The following is a 23579-nucleotide window of genomic DNA, read 5'->3' on the forward strand; positions in this document are numbered from 1 at the left end:
GACCATCATGGCTGAACGGCTGAACGGCTACCGCATCCTGATCCTCGAGACGCGCGAGGAGGCGCAGTTTTCCCGCCTGCTCGCCGAACAGGGCGCTGACGTGCTGCAATGCCCGATGTTCACCATCCACGATGCGCCTGATGCGGCGCCGATCGAGGCCTGGATTCGCCGCGCTATCGAACGGCCGCTCGACGATCTCGTGCTGATGACCGGCGAAGGCCTGCGCCGGCTGATGAAGGTCGTGCGCCGGATCGGCGTCGAGCGGGAGTTCGTCGATGGCCTCGCCAAGGCGCGCAAATTCGCCCGCGGCCCCAAGCCCGGCCGGGCGCTGCGCGAGATCGGCCTGGAGCCGCAAATGACGACCGAGAAGCCGACGTCGGAAGGCGTCGCGGAGATGCTGTCGAAGCTCGACCTCGCCGGCCATCGGCTCGGCCTGCAGCTCTATCCGGACAAGGATCACGCCACCCTGATCGGCGCGATCAAGGCACAGGGCGCCGAGGTCGATACGGTGCTGCCCTATGTCTATGATGCGCAGGCCGCCGACGCCAACATCGTCACCGCGATCGAGGAGATGGCGCAGGGCCGCATCGACGCGATCGCGCTGACCAATCTCGGCCAGGTCCGTCGGCTCATCGAGGTGGCACGGGCGCGCGGTTGCGAGGACAGGTTACGCCAGGGGTTCGAGCGTACACCGATCGCTTCCGTCGGACCGGCGGTATCGGACGAGCTCAAATCCCACGGCCTGCGCACCGACATCTACCCGGCCGAAGACGCCTTCTTCATGCGGCCGCTGATATCGGCGATGGCGGCGGCGCTTTCAAAAAATCCACCGCGCGCGACGGCGCGAAGCTAAAGCATGATCCGGAGAAGTGGGAAGCGGTTTTCCGGGAAGACCATGCTTAAACAACAAGTTAAAGTGCGATGACGATTCGACCGAATCTCATCGCGCTTTAGTCCACTTTGGCACCGGCGAACTTGACCACCTTGCCCCACTTCTCGGTCTCGTCGGCCACTAGTTTGCCGAAGTCGGCAGCCGAGCCCGGCAGCATGATCGCGCCGATCTCGGTAAACCGCGCCTTGGCCTTGGGATCGGCGAGGATTTCATTGACGGCCTTGTTGAGCCTGTCGACGATTTCAGGCGGCGTGTTCTTCGGCGCCGCGAGGCCGTACCAGGCGCTGGCCTCGTAGCCCGGCAGGAAGTCGGCGACCGGCGGCAGGTCCGGAAGCACGTCCGAACGGGTCGTGCTGGTGACCGCAAGTCCGCGCAGCTTGCCGGATTTGACGTGCTCGGCGCAGGTCGGAAGATTGTCGAACATCACCTGCATCACGCCGGACAGCATATCGGTGAGCGCCGGCGCTCCGCCCCGGTAGGGCACGTGCTGCATGTTGATGCCGGTCAGCATCTTGAACAGTTCGCCCGACATGTGGATCGTCGAACCGTTGCCTGAGGACGCCATGTTGAGCTTGCCGGGATTGGCCTTTGCATAGGCGATCAATTCGGGAATCGACTTGATCGGCAGCGAGGGATGCACCACCACGACGTTGGGAAAGCGAATGATGCCCGCGATCGGCTCCATCTCGCGCATGAAATCGAAGGGCAGCTTCTGGTAGAGTGTCGCATTGATCGCATTGGCCGGCGCGACCAGCAGCAGCGTGTAGCCGTCGGGTGCCGCGCGCAGCGCCTGCTCGGTGGCGATGTTGGTCCCGCCGCCCGGCCGGTTCTCGACAATGAAGGATTGCCCGAGCTTTTCCGACAGCCACTGCCCCATCAGGCGCGCCGTCAGGTCCGCCGAACCGCCGGGGGTATAGCCGATCACGAGGCGAACCGGCCGCGCCGGATAGGCCTCGGCAATCGCTTTTCCAAATGTGAGCGGAAGCGCCGCCGTAGCGGCTGCAAGTTGCAGGAACTGGCGGCGTAGAACCTTCATGATGTCTCCTCCGACGCACTGGCGGCTCTTGCGGCACGCTTGGGCACGCGCATCCTAGCCGCGCGGCGTCGCCAAGCCGACAGATATTCTCAGTCGGAGGGCGGGAGGTTTACCGCGTCACTTCGTCTCGCGCAGATAGGCCTGGTACGCGAGGGCGATGCCATCCTCGAGCGAGGTGCTGGCGCGCCAGCCGAGCCTCGCCAGCCGCCCGACGTCGAGCAGCTTGCGCGGCGTGCCGTCCGGGCGCGATGTGTCGAAGCTGATCTCGCCACGATAGCCGACGGCGGCCGCGACGACGCGCGCGAACTCGGCGATGGTGATGTCCTCGCCGGTGCCGATATTGACCAGTTCGGGCGATGAATAGGTCTTCATCAGATGGATGCAGGCGTCGGCGAGATCGTCGACATAGAGGAATTCGCGGCGCGGCGTGCCGGTGCCCCACACCGCGACGTTGCCGGCGCCCGAAACCTTGGCCTCGTGGAAGCGGCGGATCAGCGCGGCGACGACGTGGCTGTATTCGGGGTGATAATTGTCGCCGGGGCCGTAAAGATTGGTCGGCATCACGCTGATGAAATCGGCGCCGTACTGGCTGCGATAGGCCTCGGCCATCTTGATGCCGGCGATCTTGGCGATGGCATAGGGCTCGTTGGTTGGCTCCAGCGGGCCGGTCAGCATCGAATCCTCGCGCAGCGGCTGCGGCGCCAGGCGCGGATAGATGCAGGACGAGCCGAAGAACATCAGCTTCTCGCAGCCATTGGCGTGCGCTGCCTGGATCACGTTGCTCGAGATCGCCAGATTATCGTAGAGAAATTCGGCCCGCAGCGTGTTGTTGGCGACGATGCCGCCGACCTTGGCTGCGGCGAGGAACACGGCCTGCGGCCGCTTCGCGGCAAACCAGGCGTTGACCGCGGTTTGGTCGCGCAGGTCGACCTTGCTGCGCGACACCGTCAGGAGATCGGCCTGCTCGCGCGCCAGCCGGCGCATCAGCGCCGAGCCGACCATGCCGCGATGGCCGGCGACGAAGACCGTCTTGCCCTTCAGCTCAAACGCCGTGCTTGCCATTGGCCGCGTCCTGCCTGGCCTCGACGAGATCGCTGGCGACCATTTCCTTCACCAGCTGCGCGAACGGCGTCTTCGGCGTCCAGCCGAGCTTGGCGCGCGCCTTGCTGGCGTCGCCGATCAGAAGATCGACCTCGGTCGGGCGGAAATAGGTTGGATCGATCTGCACCAGGGTGTTGCCGGACGCCTTGTCGACACCGACCTCCTCGACGCCCTTGCCGCGCCATTCGATGCTGCGGCCGACCTCGGCAAACGCCAGCTCGACGAATTCGCGGACCGACCGCGTCTCGCCGGTCGCGAGCACGAAGTCGCCGGGCTCGTCGACCTGCAGGATCCTGTGCATGCCCTCGACATAGTCGCGGGCGTGGCCCCAGTCGCGCTTGGCGTCGAGATTGCCGAGATAGAGCTTGTTCTCGAGGCCGACCTCGATGCGGGCGACGGCGCGGGTGATCTTGCGCGTCACGAAGGTCTCGCCGCGGATCGGGCTCTCATGGTTGAACAGGATGCCGTTGCTGGCGAACATGCCGTAGGCCTCACGGTAGTTCACCGTGATCCAGTAACCGTAGAGCTTGGCGACGCCATAGGGCGAGCGCGGGTAGAATGGCGTGGTTTCCTTCTGCGGCACCTCCTGCACGAGCCCGTAAAGCTCCGAGGTCGAGGCCTGGTAGAACCGCGTTTCCTTTTCCATGCCGAGGATGCGGATCGCCTCCAAGAGGCGCAGCACGCCGATCGCGTCGGCGTTGGCGGTGTATTCCGGGCTCTCGAAACTGACCTGGACGTGGCTCTGGGCGGCGAGGTTGTAGATCTCGGTCGGCCGGATCTGCTGCACCAGGCGGATCAGATTGGTCGAATCGGTCATGTCGCCATAGTGCATCAGGAACGGCACGTTGCCGGCATGCGGGTCCTGGTAGAGATGGTCGACGCGCGCGGTGTTGAACGAGGACGACCGCCGCTTGATCCCGTGCACGGTGTAGCCGAGACCGAGCAGATACTCGGCGAGATACGCCCCGTCCTGCCCAGTAACGCCGGTGATCAGCGCAACGCGCCGCTTTGAGTCCTGAGCCGCCGAATCCTTAACCGCCATGTCATCTCCAGAGAGCGCGAAAACCGCGCGATCCCGACGAGGCCGGTCTGTAGCATCCAGCCTGCCCCAAGTCTAATGGCTTAATCGTTTGAAATCAGGACTTTAGGTCTGCGAAAACGGCTCCATGCGCCCGGAACCCGTCACTCGCCATAGTGCCGCAGGCGGTCGAGGTTGAGGATGGTCACCCCGCCATATTCGAGCCGCAACAGCCCTTCCCGCTCGAGCCGCTTCAGGCACTGGTTGGCATTCTGCCGGGAGATTCCCGACAGCGCCCCGATCTCCTCCTGGGTGATCTCAAGGTGCAGCGTCAGGTCGGGATAGAGAATCGGATTGAACAGCGAGGCGATCGAGCGCGCCAGCCGTGCCGTGGCGTCCAGCGTGCGGCCATATTCGAGCAGCGCGATGAACTGGCCGAGCCGCTCATTGAGCGAGCCGACCAGGAATCGGTTGAAGCCGACGCTGTTCTCGAAAAGCCAGACGAAGGTCCGGCGATCCATCATCGCGAGGCGCGTGTCGCGCAGCGCGACCACATCGTAGCGCCGGGGCTCATTCTTGAGCACGGTCCCCTCGCCGAACCACGCGCCTGCGGTGAGGCCCGCGAAACTCGCCGCCTTGCCGCCGCGCGAGACGATGCCCATGCGCGCCAGCCCGGTGACGATGCCGGTCCAGTACTGGAAGTTGTCGCCGCGCATGAAGATGAATTCGTTGGCGCGATAGGATTTCTCGGAAATGCCGGCGCGCGCGATTTCGATTTCTTGCTCGCTCAGTTCGCGCGACCAGGCCGCGATGCGCCTCAGGTAATCAGCAGCAATCATTCTAGCGACGGCGTCCTACCCCAAGAGACTGCAACGATATTGCACCGCAGCAACGCCGTGCGCGAAGCCAGGGACCCGAGGCCTGGAATGCCAGCGAAAATTCCTGACCAAATGTCGGGCACATGACAATTCAACCTATCGCTTTCTCGTATTCAGAGCCACCTCGCGTAACGTCGCGCAGCTCCTTGATGGATCGCTGAAGGCGGACGACGCGAGGGACGGGCTTGCAGGCGGGTGCGGCGTTACCGCGCATGACGCAGGCGATCGGGTCGAGCGATCTCCCGAACGCCGGCATCATTAGTCGGGTGGTCTCCCTTCGGCGGCCCATGTAAGATCGAAGTGTAAGATCGAAGTGAAGATAAAGAGCGCGCCAAAGCGCCCGTATCTGGAGGGAACAGGGTGGCTAATAGTCTCGAGGTGCGCGGAGTCTCATTGCGCTTTGGCGGCGTCCGCGCGCTGACCGAAGTGAGCTTCGGCGTCAACGAGGGCGAGCTGTTCTCCATCATCGGCCCGAACGGCGCCGGCAAGACCTCGATCGTCAACTGCATCTCCGGCCGCTACCGGCCGACCGAAGGCCAGCTGTTCTATCGCGGCCAGGACATTACCGGCCTCAACCCGAACGCGCGGCCCCGGCTCGGCATCGGCCGGACGTTCCAGAATCTCGCGCTGTTCCACCACATGAGCGTGCTCGACAACATCATGGTCGGCCGCCATCACCTCCTGAAGAACAACTTCATCACGGGATCGCTGTACTGGCTGACCGGCGCGCGCCGCGAGGAGCTGGAGCACCGCCGCAAGGTCGAGGAGATCATCGACTTCCTCGATCTGCAATCGGTGCGCAAGGCGACCGCCGGCACCCTGCCCTACGGCCTGCGCAAGCGCGTCGAGCTCGCCCGCGCGATGGCGCTCGAGCCGCAACTGATCCTGCTCGACGAGCCGATGGCCGGCATGAACTTCGAAGAGAAGGAAGACATGGCGCGCTACATCGTCGATCTCAACGAAGAGTTCGGCATGACGGTGATGATGATCGAGCACGACATGGGCGTCGTGATGGACATCTCCCACCGCGTCATGGTGCTCGACTTCGGCCGCAAGATCGCCGAGGGCGATCCGGCCACCGTGCTCGCCGATCCCCATGTCAAGCGCGCCTATCTCGGCGAGGAAGACGAAGTGCTGGTCGACCCCGACGACAAGCCGGCGGTGCGGGAGAGTGCCGCATGATGGACTACGCCGGTCGCGCCGCGCAGGCCGACACCTTTCCCAAGATGCTGCGCCTCAACGCCAAGGAGCATGGCAGCGAGATCGCGCTGCGCGAGAAGGATTTCGGGCTGTGGCGCGAATTCACCTGGAACGACTACCAGACCCGCAGCCATGACTTCGCGCTCGGCATGGTCGAGCTCGGGCTTGGCCGCGGCGACGTGATCGGCATTATCGGCGACAACCGGCCGGACTGGGTCGCCGCCGAGATCGCGGCCCACGCGATTGGCGCGATGAGCCTCGGTCTTTATCGCGACGTGCTGGACGAGGAAGCCGCCTATCTCCTGACCTATGGCGAGGCCAAGCTGGTCTTCGCCGAGGACGAGGAACAGGTCGACAAGTTGCTCGGCCTGGCCGATCGCGTGCCCCACCTCAAGCACATCGTCTATTCCGACCCGCGCGGCATGCGCAAATACGACGATCCGCGATTGATGGAGGCGAGCAAGCTCGTTGCGCTGGGCCGCGATCGCGCCGCGCGCGAGCCTGGGCTCTACGAGCGGCTGGTCGACGCCACGAAGGGTGAGGACGTCGCGATCCTCTGCACCACCTCGGGCACGACGGCCAACCCGAAGCTTGCGATGCTCTCGGCCGGACGCGTGCTGCGGCACTGCGCGACCTATCTCGCCTTCGATCCGAAGGGGCCGGACGACGAATATGTTTCGGTGCTGCCGCTGCCCTGGATCATGGAACAGATCTACGCGCTGGGCAAAGGGCTGCTCTCCCGGATGAAGGTCAACTTCGTCGAAGAGCCCGACACCATGATGCACGACTTCCGCGAGATCGCGCCGACCTTCGTGCTGTTCGCGCCGCGGGTCTGGGAATCGATCGCGGCCGACGTCCGCGCCGGGGTGATGGACGCCTCGCCGCTCAAGCAGCGGCTCTATGACCTCGGCATGAAGACCGGCCTTGCGGCACTCGCCGAGGGCAAGCGTTCTGTTTTCGCCGACCAACTGCTGTTCCGCGCGCTGCGCGACCGGCTCGGCTTCACGCGGCTGCGCTCGGCGGCGACCGGCGGCGCGGCGCTCGGGCCGGATACCTTCAAGTTCTTCCAGGCGATGGGCGTGCCGCTGCGCACGCTGTACGGCCAGACCGAGCTGCTCGGCGCCTACACGCTGCATCCCGAGGGCAAGGTCGATCCCGACACCACCGGCGTGCCGATGGCCGACAACATCGAGATCCGCATAGACAATGCCGACGTCAACGGCGTCGGCGAGATCGTGGTGCGGCACCCAAACATGTTCCACGGCTATTACAAGAACCCCGAAGCCTCCGTCGCCGACATCAAGGACGGCTGGATGCATTCGGGCGATGCCGGCTACTACAACGACAACCGCCAGCTCGTGGTGATCGACCGCATCAAGGATCTCGCCGAGACCTCGCGCGGCGAGCGCTTCTCGCCGCAATACATCGAGAACAAGCTGAAGTTCTCGCCCTATGTCGCCGAAGCAGTCGTGCTCGGCGCCGGCCGCGACGCGCTCGCGGCGATGATCTGCATCCGCTACTCGATCATCTCGAAATGGGCGGAGAAGAACCGGATCTCGTTCACGACCTACACCGACCTGTCCTCGCGGCCCGAAGTCTATGCTCTGCTCAAGAAGGAGGTCGAGACGGTCAATGCCACCCTGCCGCCGGCGCAGCGCATCTCGCGCTTCCTGCTACTCTACAAGGAGCTCGATGCCGATGACGGCGAGCTGACCCGGACCCGAAAGGTCCGCCGCGGCGTGATCAACGAGAAATACGCCGACATCATCGATGCGATCTACCGCGGCAAGGCCAGCATCCCCGTCGACACGATGATCCGCTTCCAGGACGGCTCGACCCAGCGCGTCCGCACCACGCTCGAGGTCGTCGACCTCGGCCGCGCCGTGCTCGCGGAGGCCGCGGAATGACTGTGTTGCGCGACCAGAGCGCGGTGCTCATGAATGTGCCCTCTCCCCTTGTGGGAGAGGGCTACACCGCTAGTCGACACGAACTCGCTTGGGTGAGGGGTACCCTCTCCACGATCCCGATGCGGAGACAACCCCTCGCCGGGCTTCGCTTTGCGAAGCCACCCTCTCCCACAAGGGGAGAGGGTGCTGGCGCCGCAGTCCGGAGCGACCGCACCCCATGAACATCCAGTTCCTGATCCAGCTGATCGTCAACGGCCTCGTGGTCGGCACGCTGTATGGCGTGGTCGCGATGTCGTTCGTGCTGATCTACAAGGCGACACAGGTCGTGAACTTCGCGCAGGGCGAATTGCTGCTGGTCGGCGCCTGGGTGTGCTGGGCGCTGCTGACGAAGTATCAGGTGCCGTTCTGGGTCGGCATGCCGATCACGCTGGTCTTCATGTTCATTTTCGGCATCGCGATCCAGGTCGTGATCCTGCGCCCGATGATCGGTGAGCCGATCATCTCCGTGATCATGGTGACGATCGGCCTGTCGACGGTGTTCCAGGCCGCGCTGAAGTGGATCTTCGGCGTCAACCCGCAGCCGTTCCCGCGCGTGTTCCAGAGCCAGTCAGTCAGCCTGTTCGGGCTGCAGATCCAGACCGTCTATGTCATGAGCCTCGTGGTCTCGCTCGCCATGATGGTCGGCATGGCCTGGTTCTTCCGCGCCTCCAAATATGGCCTTGCGATGCGCGCCACCGCTTTCAACCAGCAGGTCGCGCAGTCACTCGGCATTTCCGTCAAGAACGTGTTCGAGATGGCGTGGGCGATCTCGGCCACCGTCTCGGCGGTCGCCGGTGTCGTGGTCGCGGTGGTCAACGGCGTGTCGTCCGGCCTCTCCGCCTACGGCATCAAGGTGTTTCCGGCCGCGATCCTGGGCGGGCTCGACTCGGTCGGCGGCGCCGTGCTCGGCGGCATCATCATCGGGCTGTTGGAAAACGTCGCCCAGTATGTCGACAGCCAGTACCTGCACTGGGGTAATCTCTACGAGATCGCGCCGTTCTACGTCCTGATCATCATCCTGATGATCAAGCCGTACGGCCTGTTCGGCACCAAGGATATTGAGCGGGTCTGATCAATGGCGACAAGCACACTCATCCCCTCGGGCGATTTCCGCACCAGCTATGCGGCCGACACCACGATCTTCCCGACCGCGACCAGCCGCAATTTCGCGATCCTCGGCATCGTGCTGGCCTGCTTCGCGCCAATGCTGCTGTCCAACTACCTGCTCTCGATCGCGATCCAGATCGGCATCTTCGCGATCGCGGCCCTCGGCCTCAACGTCCTGGTCGGCTTCACCGGCCAGATCTCGATCGGCCACGCCGCGTTCTTCCTGTTCGGCGCGTTCACCTCGGCCTACATCTCCAACAACGCGCCGATCCCGGTGTTCTTTGCCATCCCCCTCGCCGGCGTCGTCACGGCGCTGGTCGGCCTGATCTTCGGCGTGCCGGCGGCGCGGCTGAAGGGACTCTATCTCGTGATCGCGACGCTCGCCGCGCAGTACATCCTGCTCGACTTCTTCTCGCGCGCCGAATGGTTCTCGGGCGGCTCGGTGCCCGCCAGCGCCAATCCGTTCTCGATCTTCGGCTACACCCTGCGCGGCGACCGGCAATATTTCTACGTCGTGCTCGCCTACATGGTGATCAGCTATTTGCTGGTCACCAATCTGATGCGCACCCGCGACGGCCGCGCGCTGGTCGCGATCCGCGATCACTATCTCTCGGCCGAGATCATGGGCATCAACCTCACCAAGTACCGGACGCTATCGTTCGGGCTTGCCGCCTTCTTTGCCGGCATCGCCGGCGCGCTCTACGCGCACTATCAGCTCGTGGTCTCGCAGGAAGGCTTTGGCATCGAGCGCTCGGTGCTGTTCCTCGCGATGGTCATCATCGGCGGCACCGGCTCGGTGATGGGCACGCTGATGGGCACGGCCTTCGTGGTGCTGCTGCCGGAATCGATGGAATGGCTGAGCGCCTGGCTGAAGGGCGGCGCCATCGACAAGGCGCTGCAGCTCAACAACAACATCACCTTCCTGCGCGAGATCGCGATCGGCCTGATCATCATCGGCTTCCTGATGTTCGAGCCCGACGGCCTCGCGCATCGCTGGCGGCAGATCAAGGCTTACTGGAAGCTCTACCCGTTCTCGCATTGACGCAAGGCACGGAACGCAACTCAAAATTCGGTTCAACGAATAAGCAGGAGGAAAGCAAAAATGACGATTAGATCTCTTTTGAGCTCGGTCTCCGTTGCGCTGCTGATCAGCAGCGCGGCCGCCACCGCACAGGCGCAGATCGCCATCGGCCATCTGCAGGACCTCTCGGGCGGCACGTCCGACGTCGGCACCCCCTATGGCCAGGGCGTCGCCGACACCTTCGCCTGGGTCAACAAGAATGGCGGCGTCGGCGGCAAGCAGCTCAATGTCGACAGCAACGACTATGGCTACCAGGTGCCGCGCGCCATCGCGCTGTACAAGAAATGGTCGGCGCCCGACGGCAAGGTCGCGGCGATCATGGGCTGGGGCACGGCGGATACCGAGGCCCTCACCGGCTTCCTGGCGCAGGACAAGATCCCGGACATCTCCGGCTCCTACGCCGCGGCGCTGACCGATCCGGAAGGCACCAGCGGCAAGGCCAAGCCCGCGCCGTACAATTTCTTCTACGGCCCGAGCTATTCGGACTCGATGCGCGCGATGCTGACCTGGGCTGCGGAGGACTGGAAGGCCAAGGGCAAGCCCGGCAAGCCGAAATTCGTCCACATGGGCGCCAACCATCCGTATCCGAACGCACCGAAGGCGGCCGGTGAAGCGCTGGCGACCGAGCTCGGCTTCGAGGTGCTGCCGCCGCTGGTGTTCGCGCTGTCGCCCGGCGACTACTCGGCGCAGTGTCTCAGCCTGAAGAGCTCAGGTGCAAATTATGCCTATCTCGGCAACACGGCGGCCTCGAACATCTCGGTGCTGAAGGCCTGCAAGACCGCCGGCGTCGACGTCCAGTTCCTCGGCAATGTCTGGGGCATGGACGAGAACGCGGCCAAGACTGCCGGCGACGCAGCCGACGGCGTGATCTTCCCGCTCCGTACGGCGGTGAGCTGGGGCGGCAACGCCCCCGGCATGAAGACGGTGATGGAAATCTCCAAGATGTCCGACCCGTCCGGCAAGGTCTATCGGCCCGTGCACTACATCGCCGCGGTCTGCAGCGCGCTCTATCTGAAGGAAGCGCTCGACTGGGCCGCCAAGAACGGCGGCGCCACCGGCGAGAACGTCGCCAAGGGCTTCTACCAGAAGAAGGATTGGGTGCCGGCCGGCATGGACGGCGTCTGCAATCCCTCGACCTGGACCGAAAAGGATCACCGCCCGACCACGAAGGTCGACCTGTATCGCTCGAAGGTCTCGGGCGCGACCGATGGCGACATCAACGACCTGATGGGCAAGGGCACGATCAAGCTCGAGAAGGTGAAGACCGTCGACCTGCCGCGCAAGCCGGAATGGTTTGGGTGGTGAGGCGGCAGCCGAACACGTCCACACATCGTCATGCGCGGGCTCGACCCGCGCGTCCATCAAGCGAAGACGTATTCCGATCGATGGATTGCCGGGTCAAAGGCGAGCGGAAGCGATGACGTCCTTCGACGGCTATGCCCGGCAATGACATCGAAGGGTAACACAGGCCATGAACGAAACCCTCGAAGCCACCCGCCCGGGGCCGACGGCAGTCCCGCCGCCGCCGCTGCTCAGCGTCAACAACATCGAGGTCGTCTATGACGACGTCATCCTGGTGCTGCGCGGCCTCAGCCTCGAGGTGCCGAAGGGCGCGATCGTGGCGCTGCTCGGTGCCAACGGCGCCGGCAAGTCGACCACGCTGAAGGCGATCTCCGGCCTGCTCAAGACCGAGGACGGCGAGGTCACCCGCGGCGAGATCCTGTTCGAGGGCCAGCGCATCAACGGCATCGATCCGGACAAAATCGTCCGCCGCGGCATCTTCCAGGTGATGGAAGGCCGCCGCATCGTCGCCGACATGACGTCGCTGGAGAACCTGCGGCTCGGCGCCTTCACCCGGCGCGACGGCGAGGTTTCCGATGACATCGACATGGTGTTCAAATATTTCCCGCGCCTGAAGGAGCGCACCGGCCTCGCCGGCTATCTCTCCGGCGGCGAGCAGCAGATGCTCGCGATCGGCCGCGCGCTGATGGCCCGTCCGAAGATGATCCTGATGGACGAGCCGTCGATGGGGCTGTCGCCTCTGCTCGTCAAGGAAGTGTTCGCGATCATCAAGGAGATTAACCGCGATCTTGGGGTCACGATCCTCCTGGTCGAGCAGAATGCCCGCGCAGCGCTCTCGGTCGCGAGCCACGGCTACATCATGGAACAGGGCAAGGTCGTGCTCGACGGCTCCGCCGACGAGCTGCGCGACAACGAGGACGTCAAGGAATTCTACCTCGGCGGCGCCGGCGACCAGCGCAAGAGCTTCAAGAACCTGAAGAGCTTCAAGCGGCGCAAGCGCTGGCTGTGAGGATAGCGAGCGTTTTCGGGCGGAGTTGCGTGTGCAGAAAACGCGTCAGACCAGGAAGGCGGTTCTATCCGAGCACCTGCTCGGCTTCAGTGACCGCGCAGAGCACATGATAGAACGACGACGCCGGGATCGTGGCGACCAGCGAATTGCCGTCGCGGTCGAACTGGTCGTACCAGCCGCCGGCCACAGCATGGCCGAGATAGTGCCGCTCGAGCAGCACCAGCGCCGCACGCGCCTCGTCCGCCGCGCCGGCTTCGCCCGACTCGGCCTGTGCGGTCCAGGCCTTTGCCAGCTCGCTTTGCGGCCACAGCCGCCGTGTGTGGCGGCGGATGTTGCCCTCGGCGTCGCCCTCGTCGACCAGGCAGCCGGTTACCGCGTCGCGATAGCGCAGCGCCGACGCCAGCAGCTCGCCGCGCGGGCGCCCGGTCGGGCAGCCGGTGATGCGCTCGAATCCCTTCAGCAGCCAGACCCATTCCGCGAGGTGTCCAGGCTCGACGCTGACCGGCGGGATCTTCGACCAGTCCTCCTCGAAATATTCGCCGAGGGTGTGCGTCTGCTTGTCGTAGAGGCTGGCGAGGAACAGCGCGAAGAAATCGCCGGCGCGGTTCTGGAACGACAAATCGTGGGTCGCGTCGAAGCACGCGATCATCGCCTCGAACAGATGCATCTGCGGGTTCTGCCGGCGCGGCATCGAGGGCGGCAGGCCCTCGTGGAAGCCGCCATGGGGCGAGCGCAGCTGGGTATCGAGGAACGACAGCAGCGCGTCGATCTCGGCGCGGATCTGGGCGTCCTGGTCGAGGCCGTAGGCGGTCGCGAGCGCGAGCAGCACGAAGGCGTGGCCGTAGGTGTCGCACAGCGGATCGTGCACGCCGCCCTCCGCGGTCAGGCTGTAGACGAAGCCGGGCCGACCGTCCGGCGCCTTGGCCTTGGCCAGCAGGTAGTCCAGCCCCTTCAGCGCGATCGCGCGTCCTTCCGGATACCAGCCGAGCTGGGCCGCCTTGGCGTAGCAATAGATCTGGCGGGCCTGCACCATGATCCGGCGCGGGGCGGCGCGGTCCGCTGTCCCATCCTGGTGCAGCCGGTCGACAAAGCCGCCGGCGCCGCTGTCCCAGCCTGCGGTCGACCACAGCGGCAGGGCCTGGTCGACGATGCGGCGCTTCAGCCTCGCGACGACGTCGGCGGCCCCGTCCGCCGCAACGCTCTCTGCCTCAGCCATCGTGCTCCCTGGAAACGTCCCAATGTCAGCGGTCACCGTCTGATAGCACGGGCGGACCGGCACGCAACCCGCGCACATCCTCTCAAGGACCTGCCATGACCGACCATTACGACGCCCTTGAAACACGCGATCCGGCCGAGCGCGAGGCCGCGTTGTTCGCCCGGCTGCCCGAGGTGCTGCACAAGGCGATGGCGGCCCCGGCCTATGCCAACCTGTTGAGGGGCACCGATCCCGCCTCCATCACCAGCCGGGAGGCGCTGGCCGGGCTGCCGGTGCTGCGCAAGTCGGAACTGCCGGCCCTGCACAGGGCCGCCCCACCGTTCGGCGGCTTCGTGGCCGACACGCCCGGCTCGTTCGCCCGGCTGTTCACCTCGCCCGGGCCGATCTTCGAGCCGGAGAGCCGCCAGGCGGACCCCTGGCGCGGCGCCCGCGCGCTGTTTGCGGCGGGCTTTCGCGAGGGGGATGTGGTGCTGAACACCTTCAGCTATCACCTCACCCCCGGCGGCTTCATCTTCGATGCTTCCGCGCGGGCGCTCGGCTGCGCGGTGATCCCGGCGGGCCCCGGCAATACCGAGCAGCAATTCGAGCTGATCGAGGCCTATCGCCCGATTGGCTATAGCGGCACCCCGGACTTCCTGAAGATCCTGCTCGACGCCGCCGCTACCGCCGGCCGCGATGTGTCCTCGATCAAGCGCGCGCTGGTCTCAGGCGCGGCATTTCCGAAATCATTGCAGGAGGAGATGAAGTCGCGCGGCGTCGAGGCCTACCAGGCCTTCGGTACTGCCGATCTCGGCTTGATCGCGTTCGAGACGGCGGCGCGCGAGGGGATGACGGTCAACGAGGACCTGATCCTGGAGATCGTCAAGCCCGGCACCGGCGATCCTGTTACGCCGGGTGACGTCGGCGAGATCGTGGTGACCTCGCTAGATCCGCACCATCCCTGGATTCGCCTCACGCTCGGCGACCTGACCGCCGCCCTGCCCGGCGCCAGCCGGTGCGGACGCACCAACATGCGGATCAAGGGCTGGATGGGCCGCGCCGACCAGACCACAAAGGTGAAGGGAATGTTCGTGCGCCCCGAGCAGATCGCGGAGATCGGCAAGCGCCATCCCGATCTTGGACGGCTGCGCCTCGTCATCACTCGCGCCGGCGAGGCCGACGCGATGACGCTGAGAGCCGAATGTGCCTCGGCGTCGGATGCCCTGTTGAGTAAAGTTGCTGCGACGCTGCGTGCGGTCACCAAGCTGGGGGGCTCCGTCGAGCTCGTCGGTATCGGCTCGCTGCCGAACGACGGCAAGGTAATTGCGGACGAGCGATAGGTGCGCAACCGTCCAACGGCGACTAGAAGCAAATACGACGAATGTGGCCCATGCCCTAAGGTTGCGATGGGTAGGGACTTTTTCGTGCAACACTGACTAATCGTCGTGGAAACCGTCCTTCCCAAACCGGAAGTTCCGATTCGGGCACGGCAAAGCGCCTCGCTGGCGATGATTGACCTCATTGCCGAATACGTTTGTGCCGGTTTGAGTCAGGGCATGGTGCGCGGTGACTTGTGTTGCCGGCGAAAGGGCAAAAGCGCCTTATTCCATTTCAGCGCGCCAAACTTCCAATCGATAAGTGAGAACGCCGCTACCCAAGCAAAGCTATCCACATGGGGCTAGGAACCGCCAGGCACAATCATCTCGTCGGTAATCAGACTTGGGTTCCCTATGTCTCGTGCCACTTGCCAGCCACCTCACACCTGCTCCGCATCTAAGCCTTTCCGCAAACCTTCCTGCCAAGCCCTCACTTCTTCCGTGTACCAGGCGATTCGGTGAGGCGCGATTTCCAGTGCCTTAGGGAAGTGTCCCTCTTCCATTTCTCGGCAGAGCGTGCGCCGGCTGAACGGTACAAGCGCAAGTACTTGTCTTACACCAAGCATCTTGCGGGCCTACAATTACGGGGGTTGCGTTACTCACCTCGCGCTCCTAGCGAATCGTGCCCCGCTTGAGCATACGCGAAAGTACAGCGTTGGCCGCCTACTGGGACACACCCAGGCCGCCGCCACGGCGCGATACTCGTACGTTGCAATCAATCCCACGAAGCGCGCTGCTGACCTGATCGCTGGACAGATCGCCGCCGCGATGAATGGGAAATAGGAGGGCCTGAGATGCTAGCGTAACGCTCTCTCCCGCGCCGCAGTCAGATCTGCTTTCGCACGTGAGATTTCATCCTCGGCGGATCTTCGCCCCGGAGGCGGCTCACCTAGGTTTCGTGCCCACCCACGGCTCACCGGTGAGCGGGACAGCGGCTTGCTGGGACCCGGCACAACACACGAGAAGGCTTAGGAGAGCGACTGCTCCCAAACACGCTACGACCTGGTGCGCCTTCTTCATTGGTCCGTATCAGGCTCCCTTAGGCACAAGGCGTCAAGGGCTTCAATGGTCGGGATCGGCGCCGTTTAGGGCTTTATGGGATTCGAGATCGGCCCACCTTGCGCTTTTGCGGCAGCGGCCTGGCGTTCTCGCGCGGCGCTCAGTTCATTCAGAAGCTTTGATTGCTGGTCGGCCGTTATTGTGGGGTGTTTGCGCGGCTTCGGCAAATCCTCAACCGGAAGATAGGTGCTCGGTTTGGCACGCGCCGGCATTTCAGCTCGGCCATCCATCAACAATGAACTAGTAGATGCCGCACAGCCGCAGAGCGAAGCACTCACTAACAACGCCGATGCGGCAAACGGAACTCGCCACTGACGAAAGTACAGCACAAACATGCACGGCCGTTTCCGCGAGCATTGAGGGCCAATTATGTCCGTTGATAGTCCTCGGAGGCAGTTTACGACGAGGTTAAGCTACGCCAGCTTTCCGCTAGCCGCAGAGCGCCTATCCTTGCGGATGGGGCGCTACGGCGGTCGGGCTGGACTGGAGTTGGGCCAGGGCCACCGAATTGGCCGAGTGGTTGGTCGCTAGCGTTTCGTCGCCGGGTATCAGCAATCCATTGGCGGCGATTCAACCACCCGTACCGCATTATGGCGCAACCGGATCCCCGCCAGTTGCGAGGCGCTCGATGTCCGCGCGCAGGCTTTCGCGATCGCGCTCAGCCAGCCCGTGGTTGGATTTTGCAGGCAGCTCATTGATCAGCAGGCACGCTTTCGCGCGGAACTCGGGCCAGTCCGTTGCTGGCGTCGCAACAATTGCCTTTTGAATCTCACAAGCGGTGTCGTCTAGCGCAGCCCCCTTGGAAGCGGACTACGCGCCACGTCAGAAGGGTTGCGATGCGCCAGGATGAGGGTCGGCGAGAATTGAGGGGCCCAGCTGCATCGGGGATCTCCAAGCGGAGATAATCACACCATTAACGATAATAATATCACCGATTTGATGTCAATTACTTTTGGTGATATTTTCACCATATGAGACCAGAACAATGCCGAATGGCCCGCGCAGGCCTCAAATGGAGCACCCAGAAATTGGCTGATAAAGCCGATGTCGGGGTGAATACGGTCAACCGCTTTGAGGACGGTCAGGACGCCCGCCTGAGCAGCGTCGAGAAGATGAGGCACGCCCTTGAATCAGCAGGCGTCATCTTCATCGACAATGGCCAGTCGATCAATGGCGGGCCGGGCGTGAGGCTGGCTAAGCGTTGACGTCCTCCCTGCACGCCAGTTGACTACCATTCAACCGGATGCTGCACTGCACGGATTGCGTGCGGGGGTGATCTTTTGCGTAAGATTTTGGCTGAAGTTGTTGCCCGATATGGCCGGGATGTGGACAAGGAGTCTTTTGCAAAAACGAGAGCCTACTTGGAGACGCTCGCCTCCACAGGCAGGCGGGAGGATTTGGCCGCGTTCGGCATCGCCTATCTGGATTAGCTCCACAATCCAAATCGGCGCTACACTGGATGTTAAATTCGCAAGTCGTCGAGCTCGGGGTTTGAAAGCTGTTGTCCTGAGTCACAAGTTCGCAAACGTAGATTCGCGTCGCTGTGCCAATGATGGAGGCAAACAGCGACGGAGTCTGCGATGGCGGTCCAGCAGCTTGCGCCCCTGATATTGAGCGATGACGAGCGCGCCGAACAGTTTTTGCGATCGTCGGCGTAATCTACGGTACCTCAACTAGCTCAGGGTGGTTTACAACTTTGTTCTGGGCCACGACTTATGGCGCGCTAGGTGCGGCGTTGGGACCTCCGATCGCGGTCGTTATCAACGCATTTCTGATATTCCGCAAGCGGCCAAAATGAAGATTGCAATCCTATCTGCCGCAAATGTCGCTGGTTGGTACACGACGACACTAATGGAGCGAGGGCACCAAATAACCGTTGGCCCTTTCGGCCATGTGCCAACGGCAGTGAACAGGATGATTGAGGACGGCATTGATGGCGTCCTCATCCTGACAGATGACGATGAGAACCTTGAGGAGATAGCGTCGCACTTCACTAGGGCAACCCGGTCGCCCCATATAGCGCAACTGACTGAACTCCCGCCCTGATGGCGGGTAATCGTCCGCCGATGTCGTCTAAAACCCGCTTGCTCTCAGGCCAAGTGCCATGATTCGTCGCCGAAGGCCGAGCGGCCTTCGTAGATACCGTTTTTGAGATAATGGTCGAGCGGGCTGATATGCGCGGTCGCCACGTCGCTGTAGCTCTGCAGATAGTGCTGCGTGTCGAACGACGCCGAAGGATCGCGGCCTTCTTTCCAGCCCCACTGTTCGTAATGCTGCAACGGATTGACGCCTGCGTTCCTTACATCGTCGTAGTGTTCGAGATACCCAACGTCGTCAAAATAGGCGTTCGGGTTGCGACCTTCTTTCCAGCCAAATGTGTTGTAGTGCTGGAGCGGGTCGACGCCTGCGGCTGCGACGTCCGGATTGTGCATCAGGTAATATTCGGCATCGAATCCATTAACGATTGAACTACCGATCGCCTGAAAGATCTCGCGTCCTTCCGACTGACCATTGTTCAAGTAATGCTCAAGCGGATCGATTGCAGCCGCCTTTACGTCCGGATTACGAAGGAGGTACAGCGTGGTGTCAAACCAGGGGCCGGGATCACGTCCCTCCTTCCAGCCGGACTCATGATAGTGTTGAAGTGGATTGATCTTGGCCGCTTTAACATCCGGATTCGCGGCATTATAGAGGTTCGTTTGAAAAAGTAGATTGGGATCACGCCCCTCCTTCCAGCCGAAGTTGTTGTAGTGCTGATCGGCGTCAACTTTGGCGTTCCACACGTCGCCGTACTTGCGGTTGTAGAAGAGGTCATCCACGAGACCGTTACCGTCAGCACGGTCGATTACTCCATCAGAGAAGCTGAACCGCTCGACGCCTTTGACGCCGTCCTTCGAGTCACCCCAAAAATAGATGTGTCCAATTTCATAACCAACGACGTTCTTGTAGAGAAAATACGGGGCCTCTGCAGTCTGTGCGCTTGGCGGACCGACTTCGGCGTTCAAGCCATAATTAAACTGGACGTCCTTGAAGGCCTTGGCAAACACGAACGTATCGAGACCATCGCCGCCCAGAAACGTGTCGTCTGCGCCGGGATTATCCGTAGCGGTGTCGTTGCCGGCATAACCTTTGATCACATTCGGAATGGCGGGACCGAACGGCACGAAGTCGTTGTCGGCGGTGCTCACAAATGTATCATCGCCCGTGAACAGCTTTTCGGCGACGTCTTCGCTGAACGCGGCTACAGAGACAGCTATGTTCTGAATGTCGAAAATTGTGATGTCGTAAGCGCTCTCTTTCTCGACGTAGCGCGTGACAATGCCAGCCGTTAGCACGCCGAACGAATTATACGTGAATCCCGTGCCAAACAACGTGAGAGTTCTACCTGTCCCCAAGACCCAGCTCTGGGCTATGTATTGTTCGGCAGTGCCACTCACCGGATCATAAAACGCGAGATTGCCGGTGTCGCTTCCTGCCGAGAAGAGGTCAGTCGGTTGCTCTATAAAAACAGTTGCCATTATTCACCCCCAGAGAATTATAAACCGTCATTTGTAGGAGGGGCGCCGCTCGTAGGCAAGTTCGTGAAATGATCGGGGAATTACATCGGTCAGAGCGATGTCTTGATTAGAATCTAAGTACTTTGTCGTATCAAAGCGGTAGGAGGGTCTCTGCCTTCCCGCCATCCATATTGCAGTAACCGAGCATACTAGTGCAGCCTCGGGCGCGGGAAAATCCAAAGTGGGTAGTGACCTTGCCCACGGGCAAGGTTCTCGCCGACAAGACTGTACCACGTCCGACAAGCGCGACGATCTGTCGCGCCCAGCAGTTCGAGGCAGAGGCCTTCGATGAGACTCAGCCACCTATCAAGCGTTGGTAGGCATCAACTACTGGTTCTAGAGAGTTGCCGCCTCCATAAACAGTGCGTCGATCTGATCTGAAACGAGCCCGAGGGTCAAAACTGGTCGCATATTCCCAAGTAATCTTGTTGGCGCCGCCGGCTGCACCAGCTATCGCTTGGTACGTCTTTGCGGAGCAGGAGTTGCTTGGGGTGCCGGGGCCGGGCTTTCTGCTCTTGCCGACTCCAGAGAATTGACGCGCGCAGTGAGCGCACTGAGTTGGTCGGATATTAGCTTCTGCTCGCCTTGCTGTGCTGCGGTTTTCTGTTGAGTGTCACCGACCCGTTCGGCGTGCCTTTGTTGTTCGGCTTGAATCCCCTGCACTGCCTGTTGGATAGACGACAAGGCCTGCTTCATCTGTTCAATGGCAGGATCGGTAGGTGGAGCCGCTGCAGCCCGCTCTTGCGAAGCTGCAAACTTTGTTGCGTTGTTGAAGCCCATCCAAAGCGCACCACCAGCGATGATAAGGGCGAGAATGGCTACGAGCAGCGGCAGCGCCGATCGCGGCTGTGTGTCGGCTGGCGTTGACGGGTCGATGGTCATGAGGAGTTCCCCAATTGCGGTTAAGGAGGAACTGTCTAATTGCCGATTTGTTCCGGATTTCGAGCCTTCCGGGGCCGACTCGCCTTCGCGTCCTTGTCGTCATCACTTGCTTCCACCGCACGATCTATCCGAACATTCGTCCGGGGGCATATCCTCGGAAATGCGCAATGGTCACCAAAGAAGAACTGTCCGAGCTGGTTTGGTCCAAACCTTTGGCTCAAGTCGCGGAGGAGTTGGGCGTCTCTCGTGGCTCCGTGATTAGCATGTGCAACATACACGGCATCGCCAGACCCAAGCAAAGCTTTTGGGCGAGCCCCGGGCGCGGAAAAAATCGGCCGGTCCAGACCGAACTCCGCGTCCCGCACGCTCATAGTCTGATCCGAGGTGCCAAAGCGCACTTCGAACACTGCAGGCCGCTCAATAACGACGGCGTAATGGGGTTGTTCAAGAGCAGCTACTTAAAACCCTACAAGAAGCTCTTGGTCGATATAACGACCTCGCAGGACAGTCTCGATAAGGCGCTCAGATTTGCCAACGATCTCTTCTGCGCTCTCGAATCTGCTGGTCATCGCGTGGCGCTAGCTCCGCGTGGAGAGCACCTGACGCGAGGTACAATTGATGAGCGCGAGTCTCGCGGGAGGCGGACTCGAAGTTATTTCGACAGTCTTTGGTCACCCGCTGCACCGACTGTTGTCTACATCAGTAGCGTGGCTATCGGGCTGGCAGTCATCGAAATGTCCGAAGAGGTCCAACTCCGATACGTTGGAGGCAAATACATCAGAGAATCCGACTGCGCCGTACCGACATACTTGGTCGATCGCAGCACACGCACGACGACGCAGGACTTGCCCTCTGGCCGGCTCCGATTGCTCGCCTACTCCCCCTATTACCGCGTCGAATGGTCGACGAACTGGCAGGACACGAAAGGCACAACGCTTCGCTCGGACCTCAAGCAAATTGTAACATCACTAGAGCACGCCGCCAGTGAGATCGCCGTTAGATTAGTGGAGGCCGACCGAAAAGCGGAGATCGCTCGCCTCGAGCGGCTTGCTGACGAAGACAGGCACAACCGAGAGGAAGATAAGCGCCGCGCGCAGCAATCAGTCAAAGATAGCCGAGATCATCTCGGACAAATCATTCAGCAATGGTCAAACGCGATGACTGTTGAGCGTTTCCTCACTGGCGTGGAGCAACGCGTAGCCGACCTACCCGAGACCGAGAGAAGTGCTGTGCTGGAACGCTTGAATCTCGCACGTAAATTCCTGGGCACTCAAGATCCGCTTGATTTTCTGCGATCGTGGAAGACGCCGGAGGAACGGTATCAGCGTGTCTATTCAGACAACCAAAGGTAAAGTAGCACGTGACCAATCTAATCTCTGAGGTACAACTCCCCCACTGGCTCATCGCAGCGGGTGCGTTGCTAGTGGTTGCTGGCTTGGTCGGACTCGTGGTCAATTGGCGGAAATCGAAAGAGACGGAGGACGATCCGGAAAATGGCCTGTCTGAGCCACGCGCTCGGATGGCACCGCTGCCGGACCTTCTCGACTCCGGGTCACGTAAGGACCGCCGCTCATAGCCCGAGTAAAGGCGACTAAAGATATGACCAAGTGATACGCGAAACGCAGCATGCCAAGGTCTCCCGACGACGATCGCCATCGCAGACTTGAAGTAGTGCCTGGACCGGTTGTCACTGGTCATGCACCGTACCCCGCTCCGGGACGCGAGGTTAAGCCGGGCTTCCCCTTATCCTCAATCCCGACGAATTGGGTAGTTGCTCAACCGGGCTCACTCGATCTATGGTGGGCGTTGATTTCGGGGGATTTTCTCATAAATGCGTAATTTGCGGATGGTGGCGCCATGCGCTGCCCTTGGCGGCTGTGCCGGCGCCTCAACAATCCTCCTGGCGCAAGACACTGTTCAAATAACGGCCCGCGCCGCACCAATCTGCGGTTCCGCAGGCGCTGAGAAGATTGCCGTTCGAGAGGCTGCGGCCGAGACCATCCGCAGGGGCTATGATCGCTTCATCGTCATGAATGCACAGGCCGGTGCCTCATACGCAGGTAGCACGCCAGTTGTCGTTCAAAATCTCGGAGGCGGCGTAGCCATGGCAAGCGGCGGAACTCCGATGTTCGCGCCCAATCAAGGCCTGGTAATTAAGATGTTTAAGGACGGAGATCCCGCAACGGCGAATGCCCTGCCCGCTCGCGAAACCTTGGGACCGGACTGGCAAGAACAGGTCTAGAAAAATACCATCAATTGTCTGGGGTGATGGTCCTTCGGGTTTAGGGAATTTCAATGGGTCTATTTCAATCAAAGAAAGCTGGGAGCGCTCGTTCCGGCTCAGAAGCACCTACGGCGCATCAAAAGGAGTCCTCGCGGTATTCTTTTGGCTCTGGGGCGTTATCGGATTGGTGTTCAACGCCGGCACGATGTTCGGGATCACTGGAAATATCGGCGTTGGGACCTCCGCCTATCTGACGGCAACGTGCCTCGTCTGGATTGGCGGCATGGTGCTGTTCGGAATTGGCGTCCTACTCGCCCACACTGATTTTGACGGCGAGCGGCCGAGTGAGGAGGATTACGGCGACGTTCGGGTGACGCGCTAGTTTTGCATTCGACATTGGATTACTCCTGCAGAGCCACCCATGCCAAAAGCTGTAAATCTCGGCACCCCACTAAACTTCTCAACTATCAAGCTTGCTAAGGCCCACTTCGACTCCTTCCGCACCAGCGGTGGACTGGGTCAGGATCTACCGATTGGCCAATTCGAGCAGTTGAAGGTGCTTTACGAGAAGTAATGCGCCAATACTCAGTACGATATACCAGCGGCGGTCATTGCATTTTTCCCAATCATGGAAAAGCGCGGCGCTGGATACACACGATGCCTCGGTGTTCGCTTTGCTGATGGCTCAACCAAGACGTTCTCTCTCGATAAAGCAC

The 23579-nt window shown here is 61.9% G+C and carries 21 protein-coding genes; 12 read left to right on the forward strand and 9 right to left on the reverse strand.

The window, feature by feature from the left end; genetic code table 11:
- Positions 1-7 precede the first annotated feature (7 nt).
- Positions 8-853 (forward strand): uroporphyrinogen-III synthase, encoded by an 846-nt coding sequence (locus ACVMB1_RS19550; protein WP_018272657.1) that lies wholly within the window; start codon positions 8-10, stop codon positions 851-853.
- A 97-nt stretch (positions 854-950) separates the two neighbouring features.
- On the opposite strand, the gene ACVMB1_RS19555 is transcribed toward ACVMB1_RS19550, so the two are convergent.
- The 4 genes from ACVMB1_RS19555 to ACVMB1_RS19570 all read right to left on the reverse strand — a co-directional run bounded on the left by ACVMB1_RS19555 (position 951) and on the right by ACVMB1_RS19570 (position 4886).
- Positions 951-1928: a tripartite tricarboxylate transporter substrate binding protein gene (locus ACVMB1_RS19555; RefSeq protein ID WP_038380769.1), complete on the reverse strand. Its 978-nt coding sequence runs from the start codon at positions 1926-1928 to the stop codon at positions 951-953.
- Between the two features lie 117 nt (positions 1929-2045).
- Positions 2046-2990 (reverse strand): GDP-L-fucose synthase, encoded by a 945-nt coding sequence (gene fcl / locus ACVMB1_RS19560; protein WP_456848960.1) that lies wholly within the window; start codon positions 2988-2990, stop codon positions 2046-2048.
- Positions 2971-4071: a GDP-mannose 4,6-dehydratase gene (gene gmd, locus ACVMB1_RS19565; RefSeq protein ID WP_038380771.1), complete on the reverse strand. Its 1101-nt coding sequence runs from the start codon at positions 4069-4071 to the stop codon at positions 2971-2973. The genes fcl and gmd overlap by 20 nt, the downstream gene beginning before the upstream one ends.
- Before the next feature lie 140 nt (positions 4072-4211).
- Complete coding sequence (locus ACVMB1_RS19570) at positions 4212-4886, reverse strand: Crp/Fnr family transcriptional regulator (protein ID WP_028343069.1); 675 nt, start codon at positions 4884-4886, stop codon at positions 4212-4214.
- 399 nt (positions 4887-5285) lie between these two features.
- Here ACVMB1_RS19570 and ACVMB1_RS19575 point away from each other — a divergent pair, with 399 nt between their 5' ends.
- From ACVMB1_RS19575 to ACVMB1_RS19600, 6 genes are all read left to right on the forward strand, one after another.
- Positions 5286-6107 carry an ABC transporter ATP-binding protein gene (locus ACVMB1_RS19575; protein ID WP_016847995.1) on the forward strand — a complete coding sequence of 274 codons (822 nt, stop codon included), beginning with the start codon at positions 5286-5288 and terminating at the stop codon, positions 6105-6107.
- The gene (locus ACVMB1_RS19580; protein WP_456848962.1) at positions 6104-8032 is read left to right on the forward strand and encodes an AMP-binding protein; all 1929 of its coding nucleotides are present in this window, start codon (positions 6104-6106) and stop codon (positions 8030-8032) included. Before ACVMB1_RS19575 ends, ACVMB1_RS19580 begins: the two co-directional genes overlap by 4 nt.
- Before the next feature lie 217 nt (positions 8033-8249).
- A complete protein-coding gene (locus tag ACVMB1_RS19585; RefSeq protein ID WP_456848964.1) occupies positions 8250-9143 on the forward strand; it encodes a branched-chain amino acid ABC transporter permease in 894 nt (297 codons plus the stop codon).
- Between the two features lie 3 nt (positions 9144-9146).
- Positions 9147-10220 carry a branched-chain amino acid ABC transporter permease gene (locus ACVMB1_RS19590; protein WP_057020451.1) on the forward strand — a complete coding sequence of 358 codons (1074 nt, stop codon included), beginning with the start codon at positions 9147-9149 and terminating at the stop codon, positions 10218-10220.
- Between the two features lie 60 nt (positions 10221-10280).
- The gene (locus ACVMB1_RS19595; protein WP_411781785.1) at positions 10281-11564 is read left to right on the forward strand and encodes an ABC transporter substrate-binding protein; all 1284 of its coding nucleotides are present in this window, start codon (positions 10281-10283) and stop codon (positions 11562-11564) included.
- Between the two features lie 166 nt (positions 11565-11730).
- On the forward strand, positions 11731-12570 hold the full coding sequence (locus tag ACVMB1_RS19600; RefSeq protein ID WP_038380790.1) for an ABC transporter ATP-binding protein: 840 nt from the start codon (positions 11731-11733) through the stop codon (positions 12568-12570).
- A gap of 64 nt (positions 12571-12634) precedes the next feature.
- On the opposite strand, the gene ACVMB1_RS19605 is transcribed toward ACVMB1_RS19600, so the two are convergent.
- Positions 12635-13786: an AGE family epimerase/isomerase gene (locus ACVMB1_RS19605; RefSeq protein ID WP_456848966.1), complete on the reverse strand. Its 1152-nt coding sequence runs from the start codon at positions 13784-13786 to the stop codon at positions 12635-12637.
- Positions 13787-13881: 95 nt separating this feature from the next.
- On the opposite strand from ACVMB1_RS19605, the gene ACVMB1_RS19610 reads away from it, so the two are divergent.
- Complete coding sequence (locus ACVMB1_RS19610; RefSeq protein WP_456848968.1) at positions 13882-15105, forward strand: phenylacetate--CoA ligase family protein; 1224 nt, start codon at positions 13882-13884, stop codon at positions 15103-15105.
- Positions 15106-15521: 416 nt separating this feature from the next.
- On the opposite strand, the gene ACVMB1_RS19615 is transcribed toward ACVMB1_RS19610, so the two are convergent.
- Together ACVMB1_RS19615 and ACVMB1_RS19620 are read right to left on the reverse strand one after the other, a co-directional pair.
- Positions 15522-15707 carry a helix-turn-helix transcriptional regulator gene (locus tag ACVMB1_RS19615; protein ID WP_456848970.1) on the reverse strand — a complete coding sequence of 62 codons (186 nt, stop codon included), beginning with the start codon at positions 15705-15707 and terminating at the stop codon, positions 15522-15524.
- A 519-nt stretch (positions 15708-16226) separates the two neighbouring features.
- Complete coding sequence (locus tag ACVMB1_RS19620) at positions 16227-16535, reverse strand: hypothetical protein (RefSeq protein WP_456848972.1); 309 nt, start codon at positions 16533-16535, stop codon at positions 16227-16229.
- A 693-nt stretch (positions 16536-17228) separates the two neighbouring features.
- Here ACVMB1_RS19620 and ACVMB1_RS19625 point away from each other — a divergent pair.
- The gene (locus ACVMB1_RS19625) at positions 17229-17405 is read left to right on the forward strand and encodes a hypothetical protein (RefSeq protein WP_456848974.1); all 177 of its coding nucleotides are present in this window, start codon (positions 17229-17231) and stop codon (positions 17403-17405) included.
- An 885-nt stretch (positions 17406-18290) separates the two neighbouring features.
- Here ACVMB1_RS19625 and ACVMB1_RS19630 read toward each other — a convergent pair.
- Positions 18291-19718, reverse strand: coding sequence for a hypothetical protein (locus ACVMB1_RS19630; protein WP_456848976.1), 1428 nt, complete (start codon positions 19716-19718; stop codon positions 18291-18293).
- 489 nt (positions 19719-20207) lie between these two features.
- Positions 20208-20639 carry a hypothetical protein gene (locus ACVMB1_RS19635; RefSeq protein ID WP_456848978.1) on the reverse strand — a complete coding sequence of 144 codons (432 nt, stop codon included), beginning with the start codon at positions 20637-20639 and terminating at the stop codon, positions 20208-20210.
- Positions 20640-20806: 167 nt separating this feature from the next.
- On the opposite strand from ACVMB1_RS19635, the gene ACVMB1_RS19640 reads away from it, so the two are divergent.
- From ACVMB1_RS19640 to ACVMB1_RS19650, 3 genes are all read left to right on the forward strand, one after another.
- On the forward strand, positions 20807-21991 hold the full coding sequence (locus ACVMB1_RS19640; RefSeq protein ID WP_456848980.1) for a hypothetical protein: 1185 nt from the start codon (positions 20807-20809) through the stop codon (positions 21989-21991).
- Positions 21992-22470: 479 nt separating this feature from the next.
- On the forward strand, positions 22471-22881 hold the full coding sequence (locus tag ACVMB1_RS19645; RefSeq protein ID WP_456848982.1) for a hypothetical protein: 411 nt from the start codon (positions 22471-22473) through the stop codon (positions 22879-22881).
- Complete coding sequence (locus tag ACVMB1_RS19650; RefSeq protein ID WP_456848984.1) at positions 22829-23245, forward strand: hypothetical protein; 417 nt, start codon at positions 22829-22831, stop codon at positions 23243-23245. Before ACVMB1_RS19645 ends, ACVMB1_RS19650 begins: the two co-directional genes overlap by 53 nt.
- The last annotated feature ends 334 nt before the right edge of the window (positions 23246-23579 follow it).

It is taken from the genome of Bradyrhizobium sp. USDA 4504 (assembly GCF_054063995.1).

Coding starts and splice junctions, on each gene's coding strand:
- ACVMB1_RS19630 (WP_456848976.1), bottom strand. CDS start 19,718: ATGGCAACTGTTTTTATAGAGCAACCGACTGACCTCTTCTCGGCAGGA.
- ACVMB1_RS19645 (WP_456848982.1), top strand. CDS start 22,471: ATGCGTAATTTGCGGATGGTGGCGCCATGCGCTGCCCTTGGCGGCTGT.
- ACVMB1_RS19590 (WP_057020451.1), top strand. CDS start 9,147: ATGGCGACAAGCACACTCATCCCCTCGGGCGATTTCCGCACCAGCTAT.
- ACVMB1_RS19555 (WP_038380769.1), bottom strand. CDS start 1,928: ATGAAGGTTCTACGCCGCCAGTTCCTGCAACTTGCAGCCGCTACGGCG.
- ACVMB1_RS19640 (WP_456848980.1), top strand. CDS start 20,807: ATGGTCACCAAAGAAGAACTGTCCGAGCTGGTTTGGTCCAAACCTTTG.
- fcl (WP_456848960.1), bottom strand. CDS start 2,990: ATGGCAAGCACGGCGTTTGAGCTGAAGGGCAAGACGGTCTTCGTCGCC.
- ACVMB1_RS19615 (WP_456848970.1), bottom strand. CDS start 15,707: ATGCTTGGTGTAAGACAAGTACTTGCGCTTGTACCGTTCAGCCGGCGC.
- ACVMB1_RS19570 (WP_028343069.1), bottom strand. CDS start 4,886: ATGATTGCTGCTGATTACCTGAGGCGCATCGCGGCCTGGTCGCGCGAA.
- ACVMB1_RS19610 (WP_456848968.1), top strand. CDS start 13,882: ATGACCGACCATTACGACGCCCTTGAAACACGCGATCCGGCCGAGCGC.
- ACVMB1_RS19600 (WP_038380790.1), top strand. CDS start 11,731: ATGAACGAAACCCTCGAAGCCACCCGCCCGGGGCCGACGGCAGTCCCG.
- ACVMB1_RS19620 (WP_456848972.1), bottom strand. CDS start 16,535: ATGTTTGTGCTGTACTTTCGTCAGTGGCGAGTTCCGTTTGCCGCATCG.
- ACVMB1_RS19550 (WP_018272657.1), top strand. CDS start 8: ATGGCTGAACGGCTGAACGGCTACCGCATCCTGATCCTCGAGACGCGC.
- gmd (WP_038380771.1), bottom strand. CDS start 4,071: ATGGCGGTTAAGGATTCGGCGGCTCAGGACTCAAAGCGGCGCGTTGCG.
- ACVMB1_RS19605 (WP_456848966.1), bottom strand. CDS start 13,786: ATGGCTGAGGCAGAGAGCGTTGCGGCGGACGGGGCCGCCGACGTCGTC.
- ACVMB1_RS19585 (WP_456848964.1), top strand. CDS start 8,250: ATGAACATCCAGTTCCTGATCCAGCTGATCGTCAACGGCCTCGTGGTC.
- ACVMB1_RS19580 (WP_456848962.1), top strand. CDS start 6,104: ATGATGGACTACGCCGGTCGCGCCGCGCAGGCCGACACCTTTCCCAAG.
- ACVMB1_RS19635 (WP_456848978.1), bottom strand. CDS start 20,639: ATGACCATCGACCCGTCAACGCCAGCCGACACACAGCCGCGATCGGCG.
- ACVMB1_RS19595 (WP_411781785.1), top strand. CDS start 10,281: ATGACGATTAGATCTCTTTTGAGCTCGGTCTCCGTTGCGCTGCTGATC.
- ACVMB1_RS19650 (WP_456848984.1), top strand. CDS start 22,829: ATGCCCTGCCCGCTCGCGAAACCTTGGGACCGGACTGGCAAGAACAGG.